Annotated in this window: 27 protein-coding genes; 13 read left to right on the top strand and 14 right to left on the bottom strand. The window is 68.3% G+C overall.

Annotation, left to right across the window (positions count from 1 at the left end; translation table 11 throughout):
• The first annotated feature begins 39 nt into the window (after positions 1-39).
• Both ACFWUR_RS16160 and ACFWUR_RS16155 read left to right on the top strand, forming a co-directional pair.
• Entirely contained in the window at positions 40-540 is a 501-nt protein-coding gene (locus ACFWUR_RS16160) for a PH domain-containing protein (protein ID WP_378907554.1), read from the top strand.
• A 38-nt stretch (positions 541-578) separates the two neighbouring features.
• On the top strand, positions 579-2252 hold the full coding sequence (locus tag ACFWUR_RS16155) for a PH domain-containing protein (RefSeq protein WP_378907996.1): 1674 nt from the start codon (positions 579-581) through the stop codon (positions 2250-2252).
• A 21-nt stretch (positions 2253-2273) separates the two neighbouring features.
• Here ACFWUR_RS16155 and ACFWUR_RS16150 read toward each other — a convergent pair whose 3' ends face one another.
• The 4 genes from ACFWUR_RS16150 to typA form a co-directional block, all read right to left on the bottom strand.
• The gene (locus ACFWUR_RS16150; protein WP_378907552.1) at positions 2274-2693 is read right to left on the bottom strand and encodes a hypothetical protein; all 420 of its coding nucleotides are present in this window, start codon (positions 2691-2693) and stop codon (positions 2274-2276) included.
• 35 nt (positions 2694-2728) lie between these two features.
• Entirely contained in the window at positions 2729-3610 is an 882-nt protein-coding gene (gene mshB, locus ACFWUR_RS16145) for an N-acetyl-1-D-myo-inositol-2-amino-2-deoxy-alpha-D-glucopyranoside deacetylase (protein ID WP_378907550.1), read from the bottom strand.
• A gap of 55 nt (positions 3611-3665) precedes the next feature.
• Positions 3666-5399, bottom strand: a complete 1734-nt coding sequence (locus ACFWUR_RS16140; RefSeq protein ID WP_378907993.1) for an ABC transporter family substrate-binding protein — start codon at positions 5397-5399, stop codon at positions 3666-3668.
• 416 nt (positions 5400-5815) lie between these two features.
• Complete coding sequence (typA, locus tag ACFWUR_RS16135; protein WP_378907548.1) at positions 5816-7717, bottom strand: translational GTPase TypA; 1902 nt, start codon at positions 7715-7717, stop codon at positions 5816-5818.
• Between the two features lie 125 nt (positions 7718-7842).
• On the opposite strand from typA, the gene ACFWUR_RS16130 reads away from it, so the two are divergent.
• Positions 7843-8019, top strand: coding sequence for a hypothetical protein (locus tag ACFWUR_RS16130; RefSeq protein ID WP_378907545.1), 177 nt, complete (start codon positions 7843-7845; stop codon positions 8017-8019).
• Positions 8020-8092: 73 nt separating this feature from the next.
• Entirely contained in the window at positions 8093-8380 is a 288-nt protein-coding gene (locus ACFWUR_RS16125; protein WP_378907543.1) for a 4a-hydroxytetrahydrobiopterin dehydratase, read from the top strand.
• A 3-nt stretch (positions 8381-8383) separates the two neighbouring features.
• On the opposite strand, the gene ACFWUR_RS16120 is transcribed toward ACFWUR_RS16125, so the two are convergent.
• Positions 8384-9640 carry a mannosyltransferase gene (locus tag ACFWUR_RS16120; RefSeq protein WP_378907540.1) on the bottom strand — a complete coding sequence of 419 codons (1257 nt, stop codon included), beginning with the start codon at positions 9638-9640 and terminating at the stop codon, positions 8384-8386.
• A gap of 263 nt (positions 9641-9903) precedes the next feature.
• Here ACFWUR_RS16120 and ACFWUR_RS16115 point away from each other — a divergent pair, with 263 nt between their 5' ends.
• A complete protein-coding gene (locus tag ACFWUR_RS16115; protein ID WP_378907538.1) occupies positions 9904-10683 on the top strand; it encodes a hypothetical protein in 780 nt (259 codons plus the stop codon).
• A 99-nt stretch (positions 10684-10782) separates the two neighbouring features.
• The gene (locus tag ACFWUR_RS16110) at positions 10783-11133 is read left to right on the top strand and encodes a hypothetical protein (protein ID WP_378907536.1); all 351 of its coding nucleotides are present in this window, start codon (positions 10783-10785) and stop codon (positions 11131-11133) included.
• Between the two features lies 1 nt (position 11134).
• Here ACFWUR_RS16110 and ACFWUR_RS16105 read toward each other — a convergent pair whose 3' ends face one another.
• The 3 genes from ACFWUR_RS16105 to ACFWUR_RS16095 form a co-directional block, all read right to left on the bottom strand.
• On the bottom strand, positions 11135-11842 hold the full coding sequence (locus ACFWUR_RS16105) for a DUF1906 domain-containing protein (RefSeq protein WP_378907533.1): 708 nt from the start codon (positions 11840-11842) through the stop codon (positions 11135-11137).
• A gap of 163 nt (positions 11843-12005) precedes the next feature.
• Positions 12006-13154 carry a hypothetical protein gene (locus ACFWUR_RS16100; RefSeq protein WP_378907530.1) on the bottom strand — a complete coding sequence of 383 codons (1149 nt, stop codon included), beginning with the start codon at positions 13152-13154 and terminating at the stop codon, positions 12006-12008.
• A gap of 188 nt (positions 13155-13342) precedes the next feature.
• Positions 13343-13927 (bottom strand): CHAP domain-containing protein, encoded by a 585-nt coding sequence (locus tag ACFWUR_RS16095; RefSeq protein ID WP_378907527.1) that lies wholly within the window; start codon positions 13925-13927, stop codon positions 13343-13345.
• A gap of 392 nt (positions 13928-14319) precedes the next feature.
• On the opposite strand from ACFWUR_RS16095, the gene ACFWUR_RS16090 reads away from it, so the two are divergent.
• Positions 14320-15045, top strand: coding sequence for a helix-turn-helix domain-containing protein (locus ACFWUR_RS16090; protein WP_378907524.1), 726 nt, complete (start codon positions 14320-14322; stop codon positions 15043-15045).
• Position 15046: 1 nt separating this feature from the next.
• On the opposite strand, the gene ACFWUR_RS16085 is transcribed toward ACFWUR_RS16090, so the two are convergent.
• The gene (locus tag ACFWUR_RS16085; RefSeq protein ID WP_378907522.1) at positions 15047-16474 is read right to left on the bottom strand and encodes an MFS transporter; all 1428 of its coding nucleotides are present in this window, start codon (positions 16472-16474) and stop codon (positions 15047-15049) included.
• A gap of 74 nt (positions 16475-16548) precedes the next feature.
• On the opposite strand from ACFWUR_RS16085, the gene ACFWUR_RS16080 reads away from it, so the two are divergent.
• The gene (locus ACFWUR_RS16080) at positions 16549-17034 is read left to right on the top strand and encodes a MarR family winged helix-turn-helix transcriptional regulator (protein ID WP_378907520.1); all 486 of its coding nucleotides are present in this window, start codon (positions 16549-16551) and stop codon (positions 17032-17034) included.
• Positions 17035-17053: 19 nt separating this feature from the next.
• A complete protein-coding gene (locus ACFWUR_RS16075; protein ID WP_378907518.1) occupies positions 17054-17377 on the top strand; it encodes a hypothetical protein in 324 nt (107 codons plus the stop codon).
• Here ACFWUR_RS16075 and ACFWUR_RS16070 read toward each other — a convergent pair.
• Entirely contained in the window at positions 17374-17664 is a 291-nt protein-coding gene (locus ACFWUR_RS16070; RefSeq protein ID WP_378907516.1) for a hypothetical protein, read from the bottom strand. The two genes, ACFWUR_RS16075 and ACFWUR_RS16070, sit on opposite strands and share 4 nt — an antisense overlap.
• Before the next feature lie 307 nt (positions 17665-17971).
• Positions 17972-18925 carry a DoxX family protein gene (locus ACFWUR_RS16065; RefSeq protein WP_378907514.1) on the bottom strand — a complete coding sequence of 318 codons (954 nt, stop codon included), beginning with the start codon at positions 18923-18925 and terminating at the stop codon, positions 17972-17974.
• Positions 18926-19046: 121 nt separating this feature from the next.
• Here ACFWUR_RS16065 and ACFWUR_RS16060 point away from each other — a divergent pair, with 121 nt between their 5' ends.
• Positions 19047-19646: a class I SAM-dependent methyltransferase gene (locus ACFWUR_RS16060; RefSeq protein WP_378907512.1), complete on the top strand. Its 600-nt coding sequence runs from the start codon at positions 19047-19049 to the stop codon at positions 19644-19646.
• Between the two features lie 95 nt (positions 19647-19741).
• Here the strand turns inward: ACFWUR_RS16060 and ACFWUR_RS16055 are convergent, their stop codons facing one another.
• Entirely contained in the window at positions 19742-20698 is a 957-nt protein-coding gene (locus ACFWUR_RS16055) for an alpha/beta fold hydrolase (RefSeq protein WP_378907510.1), read from the bottom strand.
• Positions 20699-20997: 299 nt separating this feature from the next.
• On the opposite strand from ACFWUR_RS16055, the gene ACFWUR_RS16050 reads away from it, so the two are divergent.
• A complete protein-coding gene (locus ACFWUR_RS16050) occupies positions 20998-21465 on the top strand; it encodes a hypothetical protein (RefSeq protein ID WP_378907508.1) in 468 nt (155 codons plus the stop codon).
• 24 nt (positions 21466-21489) lie between these two features.
• On the opposite strand, the gene ychF is transcribed toward ACFWUR_RS16050, so the two are convergent.
• Both ychF and ACFWUR_RS16040 read right to left on the bottom strand, forming a co-directional pair.
• A complete protein-coding gene (gene ychF, locus ACFWUR_RS16045) occupies positions 21490-22569 on the bottom strand; it encodes a redox-regulated ATPase YchF (RefSeq protein ID WP_378907990.1) in 1080 nt (359 codons plus the stop codon).
• A 103-nt stretch (positions 22570-22672) separates the two neighbouring features.
• Positions 22673-23593 (bottom strand): zinc-binding alcohol dehydrogenase family protein, encoded by a 921-nt coding sequence (locus ACFWUR_RS16040; protein WP_378907506.1) that lies wholly within the window; start codon positions 23591-23593, stop codon positions 22673-22675.
• Between the two features lie 233 nt (positions 23594-23826).
• Between ACFWUR_RS16040 and ACFWUR_RS16035 the strand changes: the two genes are divergently transcribed.
• Positions 23827-24669, top strand: a complete 843-nt coding sequence (locus ACFWUR_RS16035; protein WP_378907504.1) for a helix-turn-helix domain-containing protein — start codon at positions 23827-23829, stop codon at positions 24667-24669.
• A 4-nt stretch (positions 24670-24673) separates the two neighbouring features.
• Positions 24674-25084 carry a VOC family protein gene (locus ACFWUR_RS16030; RefSeq protein ID WP_378907502.1) on the top strand — a complete coding sequence of 137 codons (411 nt, stop codon included), beginning with the start codon at positions 24674-24676 and terminating at the stop codon, positions 25082-25084.
• Positions 25085-25201: the final 117 nt, after the last annotated feature.

Below are 25201 nucleotides of genomic sequence, written 5' to 3'. Positions count from 1 at the left end.
GGGGTGAACTCGTCGCGCGCGCATGGAACCATGGGCAGCATGTCGCTGCCACGCTCCACCATCCTGGCCGAACCGGCCTGGCGTCCGAGTCCCAAGGCCAAGCTGCTGTGGGCATCGGAGAACGCGATATCGGTGGTGGTTCTGTTCGTCGCGCTCGCGGTGTGGGCGGTGTTCGACGGGGACCGTCGTGGGTGGCAGGTGCTCGTCGGACTGGTGCTCGTAGCGCTCGCGGTGGTCGCCGTCGTGGTGGTTCCCCGGTGGCGGTACGCGGTGCATCGTTGGGAGGTCACCGACGAGGCCGTGTACACGCGGGTGGGATGGCTGGATCAGGAGTCGCGGGTGGCGCCGATCTCGCGCGTGCAGACCGTGGACACCGAGCGGGGGCCGCTGGAACGGATGCTGGGGCTGGCGACTGTCACGGTGACCACCGCGTCGTCGGCGGGGGCGGTGAAGATCGGTGCGCTCGATCTGGCGGTGGCCGAGGAAACGGTGCTGCGATTGACCGCTGTCGCCGCGCAACATCGCGGAGACGCGACGTGACCCAGCCCGAGACCGACTGGCAGCGCCTGGATCCGCGCATGCTGCTGGTGTATCCGGTCACCGAGATCGTGAAATACATTCCGGTATTGCTCGGCACAGTCATTGTCGGCACCACCAGCGGCAACCCGCTGTGGAGTTTGATTCCGGTGACGCTGGTCGCCGCGTTCGGTGTCGCACGGTGGTTCACCACCTCCTACCGGATCGATGCCGACCACGTGCAGTTGCGCAGCGGGATCGTGCAGCGCCGGAAGTTGTCGGTGCCGCGTCCGCGGATTCGGTCGGTGGATGTGGAAGCTGATCTGCTGCACCGGGTTCTGGGTTTGGCGGTGCTGGCGATCGGCACCGGGAAGCAGACCGACAAGGGCGAGGAATTCAAGCTCGACGCGCTCGATACCAGCCAGATTCCGGCCCTGCGCGCCGCATTGCTGTCGCACACTGCGCAACACGCGCCCGCGTATGTCGATGCCGTTGGGATGTCGCATGTTTCGTCACCGGAGGCGAGCACGGAGCCGGGGGTAGAGATCGGGCACTGGCAACCGGCCTGGGTGCGGTACGCGCCGTTGTCGCTGACCGGGCTCGCCATCTTCGCGCCGATCCTGGGTCTCGCGGCTCAGTACGGATTCATCGAGGTGATCTCGAACAGCGCTGTGGTGCGCGAACTCGGCGACGACAGCACGGCCGGCGTCGCCCTGGTCGTCGTGGCGCTGACGGTGCTGTCGCTTGTCCTGGTGAGCCTGGCCGCGTGCGCCCAGTACCTCGCCACCTGGTTCGGCCTGCGTGTGCACGACAACGGCGCCACGCTGCACCTGCGCCACGGACTGTTCACCACCCGCCAGATCACCCTCGATCTGGCGCGCTTCCGCGGCGCCACCCTCAGCGAACCGCTCCTGCTGCGCGCCGCCAACGCCGCCCAGCTGGAGATGATCATGACCGGCGAGAACCCCCGCCAGAAGATCCTCCCCCAGGCCCCACGCACCGCCGTCGAACGCACCCTCGACGAACTCCTGCGCACCCGCCGCCGACCCCACGCGGACGCAGCGGGGAGCACCACGCCGGTCTCGGCATGGGCACGAGGCGACGAGTCCACACCGGCCGACTCCGAGCACGACCACTCGCCTGGTCTGGCAGCGATCTCGCTCGACAATGCCGCGACAGCGCCGAGTTCATCGCCCCGGGCCGGTGCCTCGACCGCCCACGGTCCGACCGAATCGCCGACACCGCAGCCGATCACCGGTGCCACCCTCGGCACCATCGACTTGTACCGGCACGGCCCCGCCGCCCGCCGACGCCGTTACACCCGGGCCACGTGGCCTGTCGGAGCGGTGGTCGTCGCCATGGTGGCCGTCGTGCTCGCCGGCGGTCACGTCCCCTCGTGGACCTGGACGTTCCCGGTGGTCTTCGCCCTCGCGACGGCCGCACTCGCCGAAGACCGCTACCGGGGCCTCGGGCACCGCGTGTTGCCCGGCACCACCGGACCGACCTGGCTGATCACCCGCCGAGGCAGCCTCGATCGCAATCGCGACTGCCTCGAAGCGCCGGGGGTCATCGGATGGACAGTGCGCCAGAGCTTCTGGCAGCGCCGCGCCGGGCTCGCCACCGTCGTCGCGGCCACCGCGGCGGGCAAGAAGGCCTACCTCGTGGTCGACATCCCGATCGACCAGGCCGCCACCCTGATCGAAGCGGTGACACCGGGCCGACTCGGCACACGCTGACCGAGGCGACAGTCCGGCGAGCTACTGGCTCACGTTCGAGCGGTAATACAGGTATCCCGCCGGCGCGAGCACACCGCACGCGAGCAGCAGCAGGGTACGGCCGTCGCTGCCGAGCATGACGTCGCCGCCGGGCCCGCGTGAGGCGCACACCAGGAAACCGAAGACCCACACCACGATCGGGGCGAAGGCGAAGCCGATCCGGTCGGTCACCGATTCCATGCCGTAGACCAGGGCCACGTTGATCGGAGCGGCCAGCAGCGCCACCGCCGGAAATGCCACCGAGCCGAGATAGGTGGGCAGGAACAGCACTTCGACGGCCAGGGTGATCAGCGCGTCGACGAACAGCAGCGCGACGATGAGTCCCGAGAGCAGCGGATCCGGCAGGCCTGGCATACGCGAGATCCGCAGCACGGCGGTGGGCTGATCGTGATCGGTCACCATGGGCGTGAGTCTATTCGGCACAGGCCGGGCAATGCTCAGGCGAGACCGGCGAACAGGTCGTGCTCGAAACCGTCGGCACCCACCTCACCGCGCGCACCCCGGACCAGTGTGAACTGTTCCTCCGGCAGCACCGGCAGCGCGATATTGTTCGACAGGGCGAATTCCCGGCCACTCGGCGCGACGGTGACCTGGGTGGCGTGCGCGCGCATGGCGGCGCGCTTGGCCGCGACCACATTCGAGACGTCGACCACGGTGGTCACCCCGCTCGTGGACATGGCCGCCAACTCGGCCTCGACCGGCAATCGCCAGCCCGCGGGCAGCGCGCCGGGCAGTTCGTCGACCGTGCGGCGGGCCAGCGCGGCGGTGTGCTGGCGCAACAGGTCGCCGTCGGTGACGGTCCAGTAGAACTTCGGGACATCCCAGCCCTGCTCGCCGGCCGCCGCGACCGCCGCGGTGGTGATCTCGTGCGCGCGGATGTGGTCGGGATGGCCGTAGCCGCCGCGCGGGTCGTAGGTGACCACCACCCGGGGCCGCAGCTCGAGGATCACCGCGACCAGCTCGTCGACCGCGGCCGTGCCGGAGTTCACGAAAGCGCGAGGGTGCTCCGCCGACGGCGTGCCCGCCATCCCGGAATCGCGCCACCGACCGGGGCCACCGAGGAACCACGGCTCGGTCACGCCCAGCGCGGACAGCGCGGCGGTGAGTTCGCCGATGCGGTATCCGCCGAGCTGGTCGGCTTCGGCGGCGACCAGGCGGGACCACCGTTCGCCGATGACCTCACCCTCCTCGCCGAGCGTGCACGTCACCACGGTCACCGGGACCCCACGGCTGCGGTAATGGGCGATAGTGCCGCCCGTGGTGAGGGTTTCGTCGTCGGGGTGCGCGTGGACGAGGAGCAGTCCGCCGGTTTCGGTCATCGTGCCCACCGCCGTTCACCTGGTATCCGGATGACCGGCGACCGGTCGGGGTTCGTCACGGGATCCTCCGCCACTGCGCGGTATCGCCGAAGATGCCGACCTGGATCGCACCCGAGAGCGAGACCCCGTCGACGCGCGGACCGGCCGCCGCGACGACGTTGTCCTGCATGATCGGCAGCACCGTGGCGAGCTCCCACAGTCGCGGCTCGGCTTCGGCCAGTACCCGAGGCACCTCGACACCGCGCAGGGCCTCATCGATCGAGAACTGCAGTCCCGGATCGCACACGCCGCCGATATTGCTGGGCGCCTTGCGATAGGCCTCGGCCGCGACCAGCGCGGGACCTTCGACACCGGCCGGTTCGACCGGCGGACATCCGTAGCGGGAAGCCAGTGCGGTGCCCGGATCCCCGCCCGCCAATTCCCAGCCGACGATGGCGTCGATCGAGGACTCGGTCAGGTATTTGCCGTACAGCTCTTCGGCGGCCAGCCCGCGCACGGTGGCTTCGATTCCGGCACTGCGCAATTGGTCGGCGGCGGTGTTGGCGACGGCCAGCGCCGACGCGTCCTCGCTGACAGCGCCGATCCGCACCGACAGCCCCTTGCCGTTGCGCGCCAGCGAACGCGGCTGCGGTGCGGGCGAGGTGGGCGAACCGGTCTGCGGCGTCTCCGGCGCGCGGCCGAAACCGGCCTCGGCCAGCAGCGCGAACGCTTCGTCGGCGGCCATCCGCGGCGGCGCGGTAGGCACGTAGTCGGGGCTCGACGGCGGAAGTACTTGCGCGCGTGCCGGTTCCACCCACCCACCGGTCTGCGCGCCGACGGTGGCCAGCAGGGCCGGGTCGAGCAACGCGAGCACCGCCTTGCGGACCCGGACGTCGGCGAGGTCGCCGGAGCGACCGTTGAGCGCGAGTTGCAGTTCGCGCGCCTGCGGCATGATCGTGGTCCGCACCGAGGGGATCGCGGCCAGTTGCGCCTGGGTCGCCACGCCGCCGTGCACGAGGGCCATCTGCGCGTCGCCGGTGCGCAGCGACTCGGCCAGCTGCGACGGCGTGCCGCCACGACGGAACAGGATCTGATCCGGGGCGGCCGGGGTGCCCCAGAAGCGGTCGTTGCGTTCGAGCAGTATCTCGTCGCGCCCTCGGTCGACCGACTTGATGGTGAAGTTGCCGCCCGACACCGGGATCTCCTCGACCAGGGCGCTGGTGAACCCGCCCGGCGAATCCTTCACCAGATGCGAGGGCAGCAGATTCGAGAACAGTTCGCGCCAGGCCGGATACGGCTGGGTCAGCGTCACGGTGACCGTCTTGCCGCCACCGGAGGACGCCACATCCGAGATCAGCCGGTAGCCGGCCGGGTCCACCACGCCGGGCTGGCTGATCATCTGCTGCCACAGGAACCGGAAATCCTCGGCCGCGATGGGAGCTCCGTCGGACCAGTTGGCCTGGTTGCGCAAGGTGTAGGTGATGGTGAAGGGTTCCTGGGCCGTCACATCGGCCGACACGATCAGCGAGGCGTCGGGCACCCAGTCGACCAGCCCGGAATGCACCGGACTCGGCGCGGCCCGGAACGGGCTCGGCAACACCATCGAGCTCACCGCGCTGGTCGCGGGCGACTGATCCGAGCGCAGATGCGGATTGAAGCCGATCCCGATGTCGTCGATCGCGACGACCACGGTGTTCTTACCCGGCTTGGCCTGGGTGGTCTTCGGTGAGTCGGTGCTCTCGATCGGTGGCGGCGGATTCGCCGTGCAACCGGCCAAGACCGCCGTCGAGGCAATCATCGCCAGCACCATCGCGCGCCACCCTGCGCGCTGCCCCAGACTCACCTTGCGCACTCTACTGTGTCTTTTGGCGGCCGGCGCCGCGGGGTTGGGCCCTCGTAACCTCGGCCTTCCCTCCCTCCGGGCACTCCTTCCTGTGTTTTTTGGCGGCTGGCGCCGCTGGGTCGGGCCCTCGTGACCTCGGTCTTCCCTCCCTCCGGGCACTCCTTCGTCGCACCCTCCACTCAGTCCAGACCGAGGCGGGCCCAACCTGGCGGCCGGCGCCGCTGGGTTGGGCCCTCGTAACCTCGATCTTCCCTCCCTCCGGGCACTCCTTCGTCGCACCCTCCACTCAGTCCAGACCGAGGCGGGCCCAACCCTTGCAGACGCTCGCAAACCAAAAGTGGGGCGGTGCCGAAGCACCGCCCCACAATTGATTACGCCTTGGTTCAGTTCGCGGCGGCCTTGTCGCGGGCCTTGCGACGCGACAGGTCGCGCGCGCGCTCGTTGGCGCCGAGCACGAGCTTGCGGACGCGAATCACCTCGGGGGTGACCTCCACACACTCGTCTTCGGTGCAGAACTCCATCGCCAGCTCGAGATCGAGGTGCAGCGGCTTGGCCATGGTCTCGAAGGTGTCCGCGTTGGCGCTGCGCATATTGGTCAGCTTCTTCTCGCGGGTCACGTTGATATCGAGGTCCTCGGCACGCGGGTTGATGCCGACGACCATGCCCTCGTAGGTGTCGGCGCCCGGCTCTACGAAGAACTGACCACGGTCGGCCAGCTGGATCATCGCGAACGGGGTGACCGAACCGGCACGGTCCGAAACCAGCGAACCGGTGTGGCGGCCGCGGATCTCACCGGCCCACGGCGCGTAGCCGTGGGAGACAGCGTTGGCGATGCCGGTGCCGCGGGTATCGGTGAGGAACACGGTGCGGAAACCGATCAGGCCACGCGAGGGCACGATGAACTCCATGCGCACCCAACCGGCGGCGTGGTTGCTCATCTGCACCATCTTGCCCTTGCGGGCGGCCAGCAGCTGGGTGACAGCACCCAGGTACTCGTCGGGGCAGTCGATGGTCAGCTCTTCGAACGGCTCGTGCGTCTTGCCGTCGACCTGCTTGGTGACCACCTGCGGCTTGCCGACGGTCAACTCGAAGCCTTCGCGACGCATCTGCTCGACCAGGATGGCCAGCGCCAGCTCACCACGACCCTGCACCTCCCAGGCATCGGGACGGCCGATGTCGAGCACGCGCAGCGACACGTTGCCGATCAGTTCCTGATCCAGGCGCGACTTGAGCATGCGGGCGGTGAGCTTGTGGCCCGACACCCGGCCGACCAGCGGCGAGGTGTTGGTGCCGATGACCACCGAGATGGCCGGCTCGTCGACGGTGATGCGCGGCAGCGCGATCGGGTTCTCCGGATCGGCGAGGGTATCGCCGATCATGATCTCCGGGATACCGGCGATGGCGACGATGTCACCGGCCTCGGCGACCTCGCCGGGCTGACGCTCGACACCGATCGTCTGCAGCAGCTCGGTGATCTTGACCGTCTTGGCGCCGTCGGCGTTGATCCAGGTGACGTTCTGGCCCTTGCGCAGCTCGCCCGCGTAGATGCGGACCAGGGCCAGGCGACCGAGGAACGCCGAGGCGTCGAGGTTGGTGACGTGAGCCTGCAGCGGCGCGTCCTTGTTGCTCTTGGGCGCCGGGATGTAGTCCATCAGCACCTCGAACAGGGCGTCGAGGTTCTCGGCGTCGGGAGCGGAACCGTTTTCCGGCGCGACCTTCGACGCCTTGCCCTCACGGCCCGAGGCGTAGAGGACCGGCAGGTCCAGCGCGAGCTCGGCGGCTTCGGCGGCCTCGTCGTCGAGGTCGGAGGCCAGGTCGAGCAGCAGGTCGTGCGACTCGGAGACGACCTCGGCGATGCGGGCGTCGGGGCGGTCGGTCTTGTTCACGACCAGGATCACCGGCAGCTTGGCGGCCAGCGCCTTGCGCAGCACGAAGCGGGTCTGGGGCAGCGGGCCCTCGGACGCGTCGACGAGCAGCACGACACCGTCGACCATGGACAGGCCGCGTTCGACCTCGCCACCGAAGTCGGCGTGGCCGGGGGTGTCGATCACGTTGATGACGGTGAGAGAACCGTCGGGGTTGTGGCGATGGACGGCGGTGTTCTTCGCGAGAATGGTGATGCCCTTCTCGCGCTCGAGATCGCCGGAGTCCATGACTCGGTCGACCAGTTCGGCTCGCTCAGCGAACGCGCCCGACTGACGAAGCATGGCGTCGACCAGCGTCGTCTTGCCGTGGTCGACGTGGGCCACGATGGCGACGTTGCGAAAATCGCGTGAAGACGACACGCCTGGATCCTCCTGCTGTTGGGGTGTTTGGCGCGCATTCATCTGGCATCGCGGCCTGTTACAGCCTACCGGTACTCCGGTGGCGGTCTCGTGTCAGCCTTTGTACTTAGGTTACGCTAACTCGCATGGGCAAGGTGAAGGCGAAGAAGGTCTCGAGCCTGAAGCCGAAGAAAAAGTGCTGCAGGAAGAAGACGCGCTGCTTCAAATGCCCTGTCGTCATCATGCGGATGAAGAAGGCAGAGGCGGCTGGAATGTGCGGTAAAGATCTCAAAAAGGCCTTGAAGCTGGCACGCGCCAAATGAGCTGAGCGTAGCGTCGCCTCCGCTCGGCCGTGCAGTGCTGTGCGTCGGCGTCCATGAGGCGTACAACCGAGGTATGGGTACCCCATTGCTCTCCGCCCCCGAGCTCACCATCGCCCTGGCCACACTGCCGCAGTGGTCCCGCGACGGTGACGCGATCACCCGCACGGTGCAGGCACCGAGCTTCCTCGCCGGAATCGAGACGGTCCGCAAGGTCGCCACGGCGGCCGAGGCGGCCGATCATCATCCCGATATCGATATCCGTTGGCGCACACTGCGTTTCACACTGAGTACGCATTCGGCCGGTGGGCTCACCTCGCTCGACACAGCGATGGCGCACACCATCGACGGCATCGTCGACTGATCGTCAGCTCGCGGGCACCTCGGCCGTGCGACGGCCGGGGAGTTGCGCGCGCAGGGTGTCGCGGCCGTGCCAGATCAGCCAGCCGAGCAGGACGAACACGCCGATCACATCGACCGCGCCGAGCCAGGCCAGCGGCCACGGGCGCGGAATGGTCCAGATCGTCGGCTGCGCGAACGAGAGCACCCACGGCACGCCGACCAGCATCGTCAACACCCAGAACCCGGCGATGATCCGCGCGACCCGCTCGGCCCGCAACGGGCCGTAGAGCAGCCACAACGCGGTGGGGATCAGCCACACCCAGTGGTGCGACCAGGAGATCGGCGAGATCATCAGCCCGAACAGCTGCACCAGCACCAGGGTGCCGAGTCGGTCGTCGGAGTCGAGGGTGCGCCACGCGAGCAAAGCCAGCACGGCGGTGACACCCACCGCGGCGAGCCACCACGGCCCGGATTGCACGTCGTGGCCGACGATGCGGCTCAGGGCGCCGCGCAGCGACTGGTTCCAGACCGAGCCCACCGGACCTATCCGGTCGGCGTCACCGAGCAGCGTGCCGAAATAGCGCTTCGCCTCGTGGGCGTTGATGACAAAACTCACAGCGACGGTCAGCCCGAAGGCCGCCGCCGACCACAGCACCGTCGCCCAGCGCCGCCGGGCCACGAAGTACAGGCCGGTGATGGCCGGGGTCAGCTTGATACCCGCGATCACGCCGACGAGGGTGCCCGAGATCCACCACCGCGCGCTGCGCACGGCCAGCATCGCGCCGAGCACCAGGAACACATTGACCTGGCCGTAGTCGATCGTGGTCCGTACCGGCTCCAGCCACACGCCGAGCGCGGTCCAGCCGACGGCCGCGGTGATCCACCGCGTCTGCTTCGCCTTCTCCGCGCCGAGCAGCAGTTCGAAGCTGATCCGGATCACGCCGTAGAGCGCGGCGACGGTGGCCAGCATCCAGCCGACCGCCACCAGGGTGAACGGCAGATAGTGCAGCGGGAAGAACACCAGTGCGGCGAACGGCGGATAGGTGAACGGCAGCGGGAAGTCCGGCGTCACCTCCGAGTAGGTGAAGTCGTAGAGCCGGTCGGTCAGCAGCGCGGCCGAGCCGTCCACATAGACGTGGAGGTCGACGACGTTGAGTCCGTTCGGGGCGAACAGCATCCAGGCCAGCCTGGCGAGCACGGACAGTCCGAGCAGCGCGAGAGCCCATCGGAGGTGTCGGTTCAAGGCCAGGCTTTCGGTCGGATGGGTGGCGTCGAGCGCCATTTCGCGGTGCTCCGCTACTTTAACCGGGTGCCGCCCGCCCCCCGCGCGCACCGGCACCGACGACACCATGGGTAACATTTGCATCAACATCCCCAGGTGTAACGCCGCTCAGGGCTAGCGTCGATGAACATGGTTTCGGCCGGTGATCCGCTCAGGGCCCGGCGGCTGTACAACACGGCGGCGTTGTCCTTAGAGTGACCCCCGACATGTTGGGCTCGACAACCCTCGCCCATCGCACCACCGAGGTAAGGACGGCTAGACAAGTGCTTCGTAGCCGAGGATCGCGGATCGCAACGACCGCTCTCGCCATCGCTGCCTGCGCCATGCTGGCCGCGCCGGCATCGACCATCGCCGCGCCCGCCCCCGCCCCACAGGCGGCGCCGAACAGCGTCCCCATGGTGCCGGAAGGCGTCCCGGTCGACGCGCTGGCCGCCTTCGCCCCCGCCGTAGCGGGCCTGATCGCAGGCCCGGCCGACGTGGCCAGCCCACAGACCGCCCTGCTCGATCAGGCGCGCACCCTGCTGGCCACGCTGAACCTGCCGCCCGCCATCAAGGCCACCCTCGAGCGGATCATCACCTTCCTCGACGGCAGCGGCGGCGGCGGTCCCGACCTCCCGCAGGACGGCCCGGCCATCGCGCAGTTCCTGTACCCGACCATCGGCAAGGGCTGCATCGGTGACGGCGCCGATTCGGTCGGCACCGCGCTCGCGGTCGCCGGTCCGGCGCAGCTGCCCCCGCCCGGACCCGCCGCCGGGCAGGCCGGTTTCGTGTTCACCGCGCTCGGCACCAAGGCCCCGACCGGCGAGCAGAACCCGCCGATGACGGTGCAGTGGCTCAACCTCGACACCCGTCAGTCCGCGATCCAGACGCTCACCGACGAGGCCAAGATCAACCCCGGCGGTCCGGCCACCCTGTCGGCCGTCGCGAACACCGGCCACGGCCGCGTCGTCGCGGTGATCTCGGGTTCGCTCACCACCGCCGCCGAGGGCGCCGCACCGCGCACCTGCACGTTCATGCCGACCCTTGGCTTCTTCACCGTCTAGGTAGAGCATCCACTGAGCCCGGTTCGTTCCTCGAGAACGGATCGGGCTCAGTTGTTTTCGACTGTTCCCGCGAGCATCGCGATGTGGTAGACCGAGACGATGGCGACCACGCATGGATCTTCTCGCAACGTTCGGTCGACTCGCAGCAGCCGCTCGATTCTCTCCTACCGATCCGAGGGGTCGATCCTGTCGATCGGATCGGCCTATTCGGTGCTGTCCATCGGTAGCGTCGGGTCGGTGTTGTCCATCGGCTCGATCGGGTCGTTCGGGTCGGCGATCTCGTCGGGCTCGTTCGTCAGCCTGGGTTCGGCGCTGTCGGGGCTGTCACGCTGGTCGCTGCTGTCCTGGCTCGGCAACCATGCCGCACCCGACACCAGGACACCGCTGTGCGTGATGCCCGACGACGAACCCGACCTGCGTCACGGGTCGACGTGCCACTGCCAGACCTGATTCACCACTGGCCGTAGTCGGAGGCGAGTACCCGGTTCAGGTCGACGCCGACGCCGTCGATCGAGCGCTTGTCGATCTCGAACTGGTGCAGGTGTGCGGCGCCGTGCACGAAACCTCGCTCGGTGCCCCAATTGTGTTGCCAGAACCAGGAACCGAGGCCCGCGTCGAGTGCGCGGTCGATGGTGGGGGCGTTGGCGTAGATACCGACGAGTTCGGGTCCGAGCACCGACTGCCAGCCCTCGATGTAGGGCGCGATCATCTCGTCGAACTCTTGCTGGGACGGGTTGTCGTCGATGGAGGCGTAGATCGGCGCGGTGTCGGGTCCACCCGCGGCCACGTGAATGGCCCAGCCGCGCTCGGCGTGTTCCTTGCCCGCTTCGAGGCCACCGCGCCAGTCGGCCGTCGGCCCCTTGCCGAACTGGTAGTTCGACACGATCGACAGACCGTGGGCCCACAGGTCCTCGACCTCGGCGGCGAGCAGCGGTTTGCCTCCCATCCACTCCGCTCCGGGCCTGCGATCGGAGACGTAGCGGATCACCCCGATGTGGCCTTCGGCCGCGATCGACGCGGCGGAGGGAACCCCCGCGGCGTAGTCGACCATGGTGCCGAAGGATTGGGCGCGGGCCGGTGCGGCGGCGAGGCCGACACCGATCGTGGCCGCGGCGGCGACGCCGAAGAACTTTCGCCGGTTCACCGGAACAGAACGCATCGCAGGACTCCTTCGCACAACCCGACCATCAACCGGCAAGCGAGCCCGGCGCGCCGTCCTCGAAATTCGTGCGCCGGGAGTCTAGAACGTGCGACTCATTGCACCACAGCCCCAGGCGAACCGCCAGAACCAAGGGCAACATTCGCCCCACGAGTCACAGGAGTCAGGCCGCGCCGTCGATCGCCGCGCCCACATCGATGGTGCGGCCGGTCGGATCGGCCAGTTCGGTGCTCACCACCGCGACGACCTGTGCCACGACCTGCTTCTTGATCCCGGCCAGCCGGGCCAGGGTCGCCGCGCGCAGGCCCTTCGCGGTGAATTCCATCGAGATGTCCTCGAGCGCGGGCGGGGGCACCTCGATCACGATCTGCAGCGGCTCGGCGGCCCTGGCCGTGAGCACCAGCGGAATCTCCAGATCGGCGCGGTAGTGATTGGCCTTGAGCACGTCGACGGTGATGTCGAGCCCCACCGGCAGCGTCATATCGAAGATCCGCAGATCACCCGGCTCACCGAGGCCACGGTCGATCACCCGCGGCTGCTCGATCGCGCCGCGCACGGTCACCGTGGCCGCGCCACGCGGACCCTCGGCCAGCGGCCCCACCTCGATCTCGCTGCCGGCCATCTGAGCGACCACGCCGTGGACGCGGTCCCTGGTGACGATGGTCGTGAAGAACCGCAGGCCGAATTCCCGGTAGTCGATCCATTCGAAGACGGTGTCGTTGCGATGCGGTGAGCGGTAACCGTCCAGGATCGCCTCGATGTCGAAGACCCGCTCCGAGCGGACCTTCGGGTCGCCGACGATGGCGTTCACCCGGTTGGCGACCTCGCGCTGCACCAGGCCCGCGATCGGGTCGAGCAGCATCTCCCACGCACCGTCGACGGCCTCGGCACGCAAGGTGAAGCTGACATCCTTGGCCGTCACCGGCGCGACGTCGATCAACACCAGCAGCGGGGCCGCGGTGCGCGCATGCAGCGTCAGCCCGATCTCCACCACAGCGGCCAGGCGCAGTTTCTGCCCGCCGAGAACCAGCTTCACGGCCAGGGTCAGCGGGATCCGCACGTCGAAGCTCAGCGCGTCGCCGGGAGTGCGGGTGACCACCGGGGTCCCCAGCGCGCCCTCGGCGACGAAACCGGCCAGCCCGGCGGGACCGAGCGAGAACGGCCCGACCTTCACACCGCGCCCGGTCATCCCCGATACCGCGGCCGTGATGCGCTCTTCGGTCACCGCGTAGGTGACGAACCGTTCGCCGAAATCGGCGTACTCGATCCACGTCGGGTCACGACGTGGCTTCTCGTCCACCTTCTCACGCACATCGAACACGGTACGTGACGGCGACGAACTCGCTGCTGGTGGCACAACTCCCCCGTCCTGCCGATGAGGGGGAAGCAGGACGGAGGAGCCGGCGACGGCGCTGCCGGGCGCCGCGAGATCCATGGTACGGGTAGCCGCGTGGTACCGCCGTCCAGGATCCTGGCAGTTGTCTTGAGCGACAATCGATTTCAGAATCGCCCATAACCGACCAGGTCGCCGGTTTCGGCCGGCGTGATGGTACGAACCCGAACCCCGCCCATCTCGTTGCCGCCGATGGTGGTGATCGTGTCACCCTCGGCTTTCAGCACGATGTTGGTGTGCTGGCCGAGCGGACTGTCGGGGCCGTAGAGCACCACGTCACCGGTGCGCGGGCGATAACCGACGTCGGCACGGGTGAATCGGCCGACCTGCTGGTAATACTCCTGCAGCGTGTACACGCCCGGGATGCGCCAGGATCCGGAGTTCGGATTCGCCAGCGGCCTGCCCGCTTCGCGCATCGTCCAGCTGACGAAATCGGCGCACCAGGCCTCCTGCACACCCTCGGCGTACTTCGGGCCGTCGCCGGGTCGCTCGTACTCGCGGCGCAACACGTCGACGAGCACGATCTGCTGCTCGTCGAGGCTTTCACTGTCGAGCACGGGGAACTGGTCGCCCCAATCGTGCTGCCACCACACCAGTCCGACGGCGATCACCGTCGCCGCCGCCAGCATCCCGGAAATCCCGACGACCCAGGACGTGCGTCGTCGGTGTCGTTCGGCTCGGATCTGCGTCATCGCCCCCCGCTCTCGTTCATCCTTCTGCCCTATTGGACGAATCGCGCGGGCTTTCGGTTCCCGATCACGTGTGTTTTCCGAAGCGGACAGGCGAGCACCGGATGGACCCCTGCGCCACCCGGGTATCAACCCGGCAATCGCTCTCGGCGCGCGAGGCGAACGCGCGCCGTCCCCTCCGGCGACATTCGTCCGCGCAGAGGTGGTGTCGAACACGTTCCGCTCCGGAAAACACTGGCCCGACCAGCACGAAGGCCGATAGTCGGCCCTGGGCGCGGCGGCCGGGCAGCCACGCGACAACCCGCCCGGCTGACATGAGTTTTGCGAAACCTTTACCCTCGGTCAAGCTAGACGACTGTCCCAATTTGTACCGGCAACCGAAACAGGAGCCCATTGTGGAAGACCCGCACGCGTCGATCTCGCGATACCTGCGCGAACGCCGCGAATCGTCGGGCCTGACCAGAGCGGCACTAGGCGAGACGGCAGGCGTCTCGCCCGCCCTCATCCAGAAGATCGAGCAGGGCACGCGCACACCGACACTGGAGGCTCTGACCGCCCTGTTCGACGCGCTCGACGTGCCCGAGGTGTTTCGCGACCACCTGATCTCACTGTCGGTCGCCCAGCGCTACGACTCGACACCCTCCCTCGTCCGCCCCGCCGACCAGGTGCTGATCGACGGGATCACCCATCCGGCCAGCCTGCAACTGCATCCGGTGTTCGAGGTCCTGGCCACCAACGCCGCGTGGCGGCTGTTCTTCCCCGGCCTGGAAACGGGCGAGTCGATGCTGGCGTGGATGTTGCTCGACCCGCGCGCGAGGACCGCCCTGGTCGATTGGGAGCAGCAAGTTCACCTGTGCGTCTACGCGTTTCGCGTGATGGGCCCCGGGTTGGCATCGCGGGCGCAGATCGCCGAGATCGTCGGAACGTGCTCACAGGCTCGGGAATGGGAGAAATTCTGGACCACCGAACCCCAGGCCACGCAAGGACCCGACGGTCCGGTGGTGCATCTGCGCGATCCGCGCACCGGTGCGCCGACCCCGATGGCGGTGCACTCCCTCGGCGCGGCTCTGGTGCCGCGCCGGGACTGGTCGCTGGTGGTGTACTCGCCGATCGCGGACTGACTCAGTCGGCCTTCTTCTTCCCCATGGGGATGCACATGGTCAAGGCGATGGCGGCGACCGCGCCCGCCATCGCTATGAAGAACGCGGTGTGGAACGCCGAACGGGTCGGCACCATGTGCGGGCCGAGCTGCATCGTCATGTGCGCGAGCACGACACCCATCACCGCCGCCGAGGTCGAGGTGCCGATGGATCGCATCAGCGAGTTGAGTCCGTTGGCCGCGCCGGTCTCGCTCAGCGGCACCGCGCCCATGATCAGCGCGGGCATCGCCGCGTACGCCAGGCCGACGCCACCGGCGACGATGACCGCCGACAGCATGATCTGCCACACGGTGTCCATCATGACGACCGCGCACAGGTAGCCGAGCCCGATCACCGCCGAGCCGAGCGCCAGCGTGAACTTCGGGCCCTTCTTCGCCGACAGCCTTGCCGACACCGGCGAGAGCAGCATCATCACCAGACCGGTCGGCGCCATCGCCAGTCCCGCGACCACCATCGACAGGCCGAACCCGTAGCCGGTCTGCTCGGGGGCCATGAGCAGCTGCGGGAACGTCAGCGACATGCCGTAGAGCGAGAAGCCGACCGCGATGGAAGCCATATTGGTGAACAGCACGCGCGGGCGAGCCGACACACGCAGGTCGACCAGCGGCGCGGACCGGCGCAGTTCGTAGGCGCCCCAGCCGAGGAAACTCACCAGCGACAGACCGAACAGCGCGAGGATCGAACCGCTCGCCCAGCCCCAGTCGGCGCCCTTGGTGATGCCGATCAGCAACGCGAGCAGCGCGATCGACAGCCCGATCGCACCACCGAAATCGAAACGCGAGGGCGTGCGCACCGGCGACTCCGGCACGAACACGAACACCAGCACCGCGCACAGCAGGCCGAGCCCGGCCGCGGTCCAGAACAGCATGTGCCAGTTCGAGTTCTGCGCGATCAGCGCCGAGAACGGCATGCCCACGGCACCGCCGACGCCGAGGGTCGCGCTCATCACCGCCATCGCGCCGCCGACCTTCTCGGGCGGGAGTTCGTCGCGCATGATGCTGATCCCCAGCGGGATCGCGCCCACCGCGATGCCCTGCAACGACCGCCCGATCACCTCGGGGACCAGCGAGTTCGCGGTCGCGCAGATCACCGAACCGACGATCATGAAGCCGAGATTGCTGACCAGGACGCGCCGCTTGCCGAACATGTCGCCGAGTCGTCCGGCGATCGGCGTCGAGACCGCGCCGGCCAGCAGGGTGGCGGTGACCACCCAGGAGGCGTTGGACGCGGTGGTGTTCAGCAGCGACGGCAGCGACGGAATGATCGGGGTGACCAGCGTCTGCATCAGCGAGACGACGATGCCGACCGTGCTGAGCACCGCGATCAGCACGGCCGGGGCCGGGCCACGGGTTTCGGGGGTGGCCGATGAGGCCTCGGCAGTGACGGACACAAATATGGACGGTACACAGCATGTGCATAGTACACAATTTGGCCACGAGGTAACCGAGGCGACATAGTTGACATATGTCCGATTCCGGCGCCGCCGACGACACCCCCTTCAGCCGCCTGGTGTTCGAGCTGAACCTGATCTCGCGGCACTTCCCCACGACCACCCGCAGGCGCCCCGGCTTCCTGCTCGACCGTTCGGCGTTCCTCATCTTGACCAGGCTCGATCTCGGCGAACCGTTGAGCCTGCGCGAGCTGTCGGAGGCGTTCCAGCTCGACATCTCCACCATCAACCGCCAGGTCGGTGCGATGTTGAAACAGGAACTCGTGCAACGAGTTCCCGATCCCGACGGCGGCGTGGCACGCAAGATCAAGACCACCGCCGACGGCAAGGCCGCGCTCGCGGCGGACCGGCGCCATCGCAGCAGCGACATCGGCAAGGTCGTGGCCGACTGGGACGCCGACGATGTCACCGAGCTCAGCAGGCTGATGCGCAAGTTCAATCGCTCGGTCGAACAGCTCGAACAAAACCCGTGGCCCAGACCCCCACGCGGCGAGGGCTGATCGCGCTAAGCTCCGCCGCGTGGTCACTCACCGGTCTACCCGCCCGAGCTGGCTTTCCTGGGACAACTACTTCGTCGGTGTCGGCGGACTCGTCCTCGGCCTGTGCTTCGGCACCTGCGCCGCGCTGATCGCCGGCCCCGGAAACAATCTCGCGGCAATCGCGCTCGTCGCGCTCGCCGTGCTCTGCATCCTGCCCGCGCTGCTGCGCGCGCTCGGCGAACTCAGCGTGTGGGTGCGGCTGGCGATCCTGCTGATCGGCTTCGCGCTGCTGTTGCCCGCTATCCTGCTCAGCGGCGAGGTGCGCGACTGGGCGGCCGAGCGTTGGGAAAAGACCTGGAACTAGACGTTGCGCATCGGGATCGACAGCAGCATGCGCAGGGTGTTGTGGATGAACTGCGCCGACTGCCACGTGAGGTAGGCGCCGGTAGCGGTCGCCGGATCGACCGACGCCGAGCCGGACGCCGAGCCCGTTGCCAAGTTCGCGGAACCGCTGGCCGAACCCGAAGCCGATCCCGAGCCGGGAAGTGCCGCAGCGGTTCCCGCCGAACCGAGCAGTCCGATCAGCACCGTTGCCCCCACTACGGCGGCCCGAACGGCGAACGGATTGGACGTTTCACGACCGGACAACATCAGATGATTCCCACTCTGTCGAAAAGCATTGCGAATGCCCAGTATTCACATCAGAACTCACCGCCGAACCCAATTCGCCGGGATTGCCCCGAAGTTCGGTCTGCGCGGTGAGTTCGTCGGTATGCCCGACCCCGAAACTATGGTGCGCCACAGCAGGTCGGGTCGCCAGACCACGATTCTCGGGGCATACGCGTACCGGACGACCGGTTCGGCTCGGGCGCCCGACACGACAACGCCGGGGCTCGCCACCTCGCAGTGGCTGAACCCCGGCGTTCGCCGAGTTCCCGGCTCGACCGAGCAGCTCGCCCTATCGCCTCGACCACCGGCGAACCGGAGCTGGGCTCACCTCACGCTCGCGGGCCGCTGCCGCCAGCTCCGAACTCCGCTCGCGAGCGGCGTCGACCAGATACGTGCCTCGTTCGCGGGCGGCGCCTGCCAGTTCGGGCGCCTTCTCCTTGGCCGCCTCGGCGAGCTGGGCACTGCGCGTACGCGCCGCCTCGGCCACTTCGGGACCGCGATCCTTGGCCACCTCGACCAAGTGGGCGCCACGGTTGCGCACGGCCTCGGCCACTCCGGGGCCACGGTCCTTGGCCACCTCGACCAGGTGAGCGCTGCGGTTGCGCACCGCGTCGGCCAGCTGCGGCCCACGTTCCCGGGCGATCTCGGCCAGCTGCGAACCGCGCTCGTTCGCGACCTCCGCCAGGTGCGCGCCCTGATCATGGGCGACATCGGCGAGCTGCGCGCCACGCACCTTGGCCGCGGCCGCGATGGCAGCGCCTTCGGCCGCGAGGCGAGGCTCCTCCCGTGAGAACGCCCGTCGTGCCCGCCAGCCCAGCGACGGCTTGCCCTCGGTATCGGCCGCGGCGATCATCAACCCGCCGAGCAGTCCGAGATCCTTCAGGAACCCCACCCGCTTGGTCGCCTTCCGGTCGGGGTCGTTCTCGGCCCAGAAGTCCTGTTCGGTGACGGTCCCCGGCACGACCGTCGCGGCCAGCACGAGCGCCGCGGGCCGCGGTGCGCGCCCACTGGCCAGCAGCAACCCACCGACAACCTGCGCCGCGGAGTTGATCCGGACGAATTGACTCGGATCGTCGGGCACCCGGGCTGCCAGCGCGTCGGGCAGACCGGCCCGGCCCTTGTCGGCCAGTGCGTTCGCGGCGGCTTCGCGCGGCTTCTGATTCATCAACCCGTTCACCCCGGCGGCCACGAATGTGGTCCCCAGCAGTGCGCGGGCAATGCGTCGAACAGGCTTGATCGGCATCGTCGATCCCTTCGTGTCTACGACTGGGAAAACGGCTCCCTACATTCGACTACCCGGGTCTTCCCATCACAAACGATGGACCAGACCGGGCATGCCCTGTGCAGTGACTACCGTCGGTCGGATGCCCGACAACACCGTCCAAGCCGCCTACACCGCCATCCACGACGTCTATATCGACCTCTTCGGCTCCCCCACCGACCTGCCCCCCGAGGACACCGCCTTCGCCCTCACCCACCTGGCTCCCGGCCCCGTGCTCGACCTCGGCTGCGGCCCCGGCCACTTCACCAAATTCCTCACCGACGTGGGCATCCCCACCACCGGCATAGACCTGGTCCCCGAATTCATCACCCACGCGCGGTCGAACTACCCCGACATCGCCTTCGAACTCGGCTCGATCCGCACCCTCGACACCCCCGCCGAATCCGTCCCCGGCCTCCTGGCCTGGTTCTCCCTCATCCACATGGACCCCGCCGACCTGCCCACCGTGCTGGCGGAGTTCCACCGCGTGCTCACCCCCGGCGGCCGCCTGGTGATCGGCTTCTTCGAATCCACCGACGCCGTCGAACCCTTCCCCCACAAAGTGACCACCGCCTACCGCTGGCCCACCGACCGTCTCGCCGAAACCCTGCACACGGCCGGCTTCACCGAGCTGGCCCGACTGCACCACCCCGCATCCGGAGACACCCGCCCCCACGCGGCCCTCGCCGTCATCAAAGCGTGAATCCGATCCGCCCGCAGACACCTCAGCCGCCACCGGCGCGGTCCAGGACGTAGGACCAGGGCTGACACCTCACCCGCATCGCGGTCGGTGGGAACTCAGGCCGCGAGTGCCAGCTGGGCGCGCACGGGGCGGTCGGTGCGGGCCGCCCGGCCGACCAGGCGGGCGATGGCCTGCGCGACCTGCGCGGGCTGCTCGAGAATCACCGAGTGGCCTGCACCGTCGATCTGGACGAAGTCCGCGTAATCGACAGCGGCGGCCATCGCGACGGAATGCGAGGGCGGTGTCATCAGGTCGGCGGAGCCGCACAGGATCATGGTGGGGATGGTCGAGAGCGCGGGCAGGGCATCGGTGCGGTCGAAGGTCTTGAAGGCGCTCAGGAAGGTGGCCATGGTCACGATCGAGGTCGCGTTGTGCATCGCCTCGGCCAACGCCAGCACGCGCTGGCTCACCTTGCGGTCACCGAACTCGGCAGTGCGCACGACCGGGGCGAAAACCTTGCAGGCCAACACCTTCGCGTGCTGCATCAGGCGCGGTGCGCGTCGAACGGCCGCCTGGAACACGGAGATGATCGGGTTGCGCAGCAGCCGCCCGAACCCGGCGTCGGCGAGTCCGCTCGCGGCGGTGGCGACGAGTCCGACGCCGACGATGCGGGTCCCGACCTCGTGCCGGTACTGGTCGGTGTAGGTCAGCACGGTCATGCCACCCATCGAGTGCCCGACCAGCACGACCGGGCCGGTCGGGGCGACAACAGCGAGCACGTCGTGCAGATCACGACCGAGCTGCTCGATGTTGTAGGTCTGCCTGGACGCCGCGGCGGAGTCACCGTGCCCACGATGGTCGTAGCAGACGACCTTGGCACCGGAGTGCTCGCGCAGCAGCGCGTCCCGCACATCCGTCCACGACTCGGTCCGCAGGCAATGCCCATGAATCAAGACAACCGTCATGTCCGCGTGCCGTGCCCCGTACTCACGAACCGCCAGCTCCACCCCGTCACCGGTCGACACCGAGACACGACGCTGCGCCGAGTGGGCGGTTGTGCTGATGATCGACATCGGATCCTCCGGTTCGCGTCTGCGGTGACAGGTTCAACTCTCCACCGAAACGGGTGCCACCAGCAGGTCCCCGAGTGCTGAGGCCGCTCCCCCGAGGGTGAGCAGAACACCACCTTGGGTGTCACGAGCCGCTGAAGCTCGAAGTGCTCGACTACCGCGAGTTGCCCTCGTCGCTCACTCCGAGGTGGCGAACTCCCACCCCTGAGGGGACAGCCGACCACCCCTCGGGTCCATGGCTCACCGCCGCCCTCCTGCGTTGAATTGCCTCCAGAACCAGCCGATCAACCGTAGGAGCACCGATGCCCAAGCCACCCACCGTCAAGAAGATCGCCGCGACAACCCTGCTCGTCACCGGCCTCGCCGCCCTCACCGCCACCGTCGCTCCCACCGCGAGCGCGACCAACGGCGTCGACGGAAGCATCACCAGCCCCTCCGCCGGATCGGTAACCCTGAGCTGGCGCATCTACGTCCCCGCAGGCAACACCGCAACGTGCGACATGACCGTAGAGAACAGCGCCAACACCGCGGGCACCTACCGAGAATTCGAATACTCCGCCATCGGCGGCTCACCCAATCACCAGGGGCGATGGATCAGCAGCTCACTCCAGGCGTCAGCACCCGCGGGCAGCACCGCCCATGGCGATGTCTACTGCACATTCTTGAACGCCAACGGCCAAGCAACCGTCGGAGGATGGCAGGGCAGCACAAAGGTCAGGCTCGCAGTCAAGGATGCCCCGATGATCCCACCCGGCGGCACAGTGGGCTGAGCAACTCCGCGGCGGCCTGAAACCTCACACGTTGAAGCGGAACTCGACGACGTCGCCGTCGACCATGATGTAGTCCTTACCTTCCATACGGACCTTGCCCGCGGCCTTGGCGGCTGCCATGGAACCCGCGTCGACCAGGTCGTCGAAGGCGACGATTTCGGCCTTGATGAAGCCGCGTTCGAAGTCGGTGTGGATGACGCCGGCGGCCTTGGGGGCGGTGTCGCCCTGGTGGATGGTCCAGGCTCGGGATTCCTTGGGGCCTGCGGTGAGGTAGGTCTGCAGGCCGAGGGTGTGGAAGCCGGCGCGGGCAAGGGCGTGCAGGCCGGGTTCGGTCTGGCCGATGGATTCCAGGAGTTCCAGGGCGGATTCGTCGTCGAGTTCGAGGAGTTCGGCTTCCACCTTGGCATCGAGGAAGACGGCGTCGGCGGGGGCGACGGAGGCCTTCAGCTCGGCGACCTTCGCCTCGTCGGTGAGGACGGATTCGTCGGCGTTGAAGACGTAGAGGAACGGCTTGATGGTGAGCAGGGAGAGCTCACGGAGCAGTTCGGCGTCGATCTTCTTGCCTGCGGCGAAGAGGGTGGTGCCCTCGTTCAGGAACCCTTCGGCGGTCTTGGCCGCGTCGAGCAGTGGCTTGCGGTCCTTCTTGACCCTGGCTTCCTTCTCGAGGCGCGGGATGGCCTTCTCGAGGGTCTGCAGGTCGGCGAGGATGAGCTCGGTTTCGATGACCTCGATGTCGGCGGCGGCGTCGACCTTGCCGTCGACGTGGATCACGTCGTCGTCGGCGAACACGCGCACCACCTGGCAGATCGCGTCGGCCTCACGGATGTTGGCGAGGAACTTGTTGCCAAGGCCCGCGCCCTCGGAGGCGCCCTTCACGATGCCGGCGATGTCGACGAACGACACCACGGCGGGCACGATCTTCTCGGAGCCGAAGATCTCGGCGAGCTTGTTCAGTCGCGGGTCGGGCAGCGGGACCACGCCGACGTTGGGCTCGATGGTCGCGAACGGGTAGTTCGCGGCCAGCACGTCGTTCTTGGTCAGCGCGTTGAACAGCGTCGACTTTCCGACGTTGGGCAGGCCGACGATTCCGAGGGTGAGGCTCACTGGGTTCATCTTGCCGCACCTGCGGCGCGGCGGGTTCGCGGCCCCCTTGTGGCCCGCTGGTCAGGCGCCCGACCAGCGGGGCCGGGCCCTCACCAAGTGTCGATCAGGGGACGAGGACGACCTTGCCCAGGTTGGCGCGCTGTTCGATGACCGCGTGTGCGGCGGCGGCATCGTCGAGCGCGAACTCGGCGTGCACGACCGGGTGCAGCAGCCCGGAGGCGTAGTACTGCCACACCTCTTGGCGCAGGTCCTCGTAGCGGGCCGGGTCGCGCTGGGCGAGACGGCCGATCCGAAAGCCGGTGAGGGATTTGCCGCCGGCGAGAAGGTCTTCGGTGTCGATGAGTCCGCTGCCGGTGCCGTAGGTGACCGCGCGGCCACCTTCGGCGAGTCCGGCGAGGGTTCTGTCGAGGCCGGTGCCGCCGACGCCGTCGAGGGCGTAGTCGGCCTGTTTGCCGCAGTGCAGTTCGCCGTAGGTGAAGACCTCGTCGGCGCCGAGTTCGCGCACGAAGTCGGCCTTCGACGCGTCGGAGACCGCGCCGACGACCCAGCTCGCTCCACGCACTCGCGCCAACTGCACGGCGAGGTGGCCGACACCGCCGGCGGCGGCGGTGACCAGCGCGGTTTCGCCCTCGCGCGGGGCGGCGGTGTCGAGGGCGCCGAGGGCCACGAGCCCGCTGCGCATCAGCGCCACGGCGTCGACCGAGGAGGCGCCGTCGGGAATGGCGGACGCCTGGTCGACGGCGAGCACGACGTACTCGGCGTAGGCGTCGGAGGTGCACAGCCCGACGACGCGGTACCCGACGCTGTAACCGTCGACCCCGTCACCGACCCCGACGACCTCGCCGGCGACTTCGGCGCGCATCTGCGTGACAGGCGCGGCGCTGATCCGCCGGATGGCCGACAATGTGACCCCGATGGCCTCGACCCGGACCAGCAGCTCACCGGCGCCGGGTACCGGCACCTCGGCCGCGACGACCTCGAGCATCTCCGAACCACTGCTGCGTTCGTACTGAACCCGCCGCATGACACCTCCTACAGTTTTGAGCGAAGGCGCAAGATTAACCGGCTGACCTCGTGTTTCCACAGGCCGTGAGCTCGCGAGTGCGAAATCTCACCGCCTCCACCGCGCGGCGGAGAGCACCTTCACGACCGGGTTACCCCGCAGCCACGTCCGGGACGCGTGGCCAATCCCACACCGCGCCCCGGTGGCGGTACGAGGCCTCGCGGCAGACTCGGGTTCGGGCGTAGCGTTGCCCTATGGAGGCGACCACGCAGGTGGTGACCGCGGCCCCCGCGCCGGTGCTGGCAGCGTTCATCGACCGGTACGTGGGCTATCGGCTCGCGGGTTTCGAACCCGGTGTGCACCGGGGCCTGCCGTCACGGCACATGACGTTCATCGTCGCCGTCGGCCCGACCATCGATGTCGTCGAGCAGACCGACCCGCACCAGGCTCCCGGCAGTTACCGCTGTGTGGTGAGCGGCTTGCAAGCGAGCCCAGCGATGATCGCGCACAACGGTTTCCAGGAAGGCGTGGCGATCGAGCTCACTCCGCTGGGTTGCCGGGTGCTGTTCGGCATGCCCGCGAGCGAACTGTGGGATACCTCGATCGAATGTTCGCAAGCGCAAAGCATTCTCGGCGATCAGCTCGCCGATGCAGTTCAATCGCAACCGGATTGGCCGAGCCGGTTCGCCGCGTGCGACCGAGCGCTGACCGCCGCGGCCCGAACCGAAAGCCTCGCCGCTCCCGAATTGTCCTGGGCCTGGAACGCTCTGGTGCGAACCGGTGGCACCTGCTCGATCACCCCGCTTGCCGATCGGATCGGCTGGACCCGCCAGCACCTGACCCGCAAGTTCACCGCCGAGTTCGGCGCGAGCCCCAAGCTGGCCGCGCGGATCATCCGGTTCGAGCGGGCCAAGCGCATGCTCACCGGCACCCCGTCCTATATCTCCATCGCCCAGATCGCGACGACCTGCGGCTACTACGACCAAGCCCACCTCAACCGCGACTTCGCCGAACTGGCCGGCATCGCCCCCACCGCCTGGCTGGCCGAGGAGATTCCATCCGTCCAAGACCCGAACGCCGACGAAGCGCGAGGCTGAACACATGGACGCAACAGCCGATACCCCGACCAACATCTGGCCCTGCCTCGCCTTCGACGACGCCCGCGCCATGATCGAATTCCTCACCACCGCTTTCGGTTTCGAAGCAACCGCGGTCTACGCCAGGGAAGACGACGACTCCGTCGTCGAACACGGCGAACTGCGCTGGCCGGGCGGCGGCGGCATCATGTTCGGCTCCACCGGCCGCGACGACACCCCCTTCGGCACCCGCCCACCGGGCGTCGCCAACATCTACCTGGTCACCGACACCCCCGACGCGCTCTACGACCGGGCAAAGGCCGCGGGCGCGACAATCATCCGCGACCTCCGCGACGAGGACTACGGCTCCCGCGGCTTCAGCACCGCCGACCCGGAAGGCAACCTCTGGAGCTTCGGCACCTACACCGGCGAATAGCACCTAACGCGCCCCATCGCCCCGACCTCGAGGAGGGGCCGCCGCGCAGCGGCGGTTCGCGGCCGTCCCGCTGTTCAGGTGCCGTTGCGTAGGCGACGAAGGAGCAAGCAACGGCAC

This window comes from Nocardia sp. NPDC058633 (assembly GCF_042717045.1).
GTDB lineage: Bacteria > Actinomycetota > Actinomycetes > Mycobacteriales > Mycobacteriaceae > Nocardia.
This window is presented reverse-complemented; position numbering and strand designations above follow the sequence as displayed.

Coding starts and splice junctions, on each gene's coding strand:
- ACFWUR_RS16155 (WP_378907996.1), top strand. CDS start 579: ATGCTGCTGGTGTATCCGGTCACCGAGATCGTGAAATACATTCCGGTA.
- ACFWUR_RS16030 (WP_378907502.1), top strand. CDS start 24,674: ATGGACGCAACAGCCGATACCCCGACCAACATCTGGCCCTGCCTCGCC.
- ACFWUR_RS16035 (WP_378907504.1), top strand. CDS start 23,827: ATGGAGGCGACCACGCAGGTGGTGACCGCGGCCCCCGCGCCGGTGCTG.
- ACFWUR_RS16095 (WP_378907527.1), bottom strand. CDS start 13,927: ATGACGCAGATCCGAGCCGAACGACACCGACGACGCACGTCCTGGGTC.
- ACFWUR_RS16060 (WP_378907512.1), top strand. CDS start 19,047: ATGCCCGACAACACCGTCCAAGCCGCCTACACCGCCATCCACGACGTC.
- ACFWUR_RS16160 (WP_378907554.1), top strand. CDS start 40: ATGTCGCTGCCACGCTCCACCATCCTGGCCGAACCGGCCTGGCGTCCG.
- ACFWUR_RS16065 (WP_378907514.1), bottom strand. CDS start 18,925: ATGCCGATCAAGCCTGTTCGACGCATTGCCCGCGCACTGCTGGGGACC.
- ACFWUR_RS16140 (WP_378907993.1), bottom strand. CDS start 5,399: ATGGTGCTGGCGATGATTGCCTCGACGGCGGTCTTGGCCGGTTGCACG.
- ACFWUR_RS16080 (WP_378907520.1), top strand. CDS start 16,549: ATGTCCGATTCCGGCGCCGCCGACGACACCCCCTTCAGCCGCCTGGTG.
- ACFWUR_RS16130 (WP_378907545.1), top strand. CDS start 7,843: ATGGGCAAGGTGAAGGCGAAGAAGGTCTCGAGCCTGAAGCCGAAGAAA.
- ACFWUR_RS16105 (WP_378907533.1), bottom strand. CDS start 11,842: ATGCGTTCTGTTCCGGTGAACCGGCGAAAGTTCTTCGGCGTCGCCGCC.
- ACFWUR_RS16055 (WP_378907510.1), bottom strand. CDS start 20,698: ATGTCGATCATCAGCACAACCGCCCACTCGGCGCAGCGTCGTGTCTCG.
- ACFWUR_RS16125 (WP_378907543.1), top strand. CDS start 8,093: ATGGGTACCCCATTGCTCTCCGCCCCCGAGCTCACCATCGCCCTGGCC.
- ACFWUR_RS16040 (WP_378907506.1), bottom strand. CDS start 23,593: ATGCGGCGGGTTCAGTACGAACGCAGCAGTGGTTCGGAGATGCTCGAG.
- ACFWUR_RS16050 (WP_378907508.1), top strand. CDS start 20,998: ATGCCCAAGCCACCCACCGTCAAGAAGATCGCCGCGACAACCCTGCTC.
- ACFWUR_RS16150 (WP_378907552.1), bottom strand. CDS start 2,693: ATGGTGACCGATCACGATCAGCCCACCGCCGTGCTGCGGATCTCGCGT.
- mshB (WP_378907550.1), bottom strand. CDS start 3,610: ATGACCGAAACCGGCGGACTGCTCCTCGTCCACGCGCACCCCGACGAC.
- ACFWUR_RS16070 (WP_378907516.1), bottom strand. CDS start 17,664: ATGTTGTCCGGTCGTGAAACGTCCAATCCGTTCGCCGTTCGGGCCGCC.
- ACFWUR_RS16120 (WP_378907540.1), bottom strand. CDS start 9,640: ATGGCGCTCGACGCCACCCATCCGACCGAAAGCCTGGCCTTGAACCGA.
- ACFWUR_RS16110 (WP_378907536.1), top strand. CDS start 10,783: ATGGCGACCACGCATGGATCTTCTCGCAACGTTCGGTCGACTCGCAGC.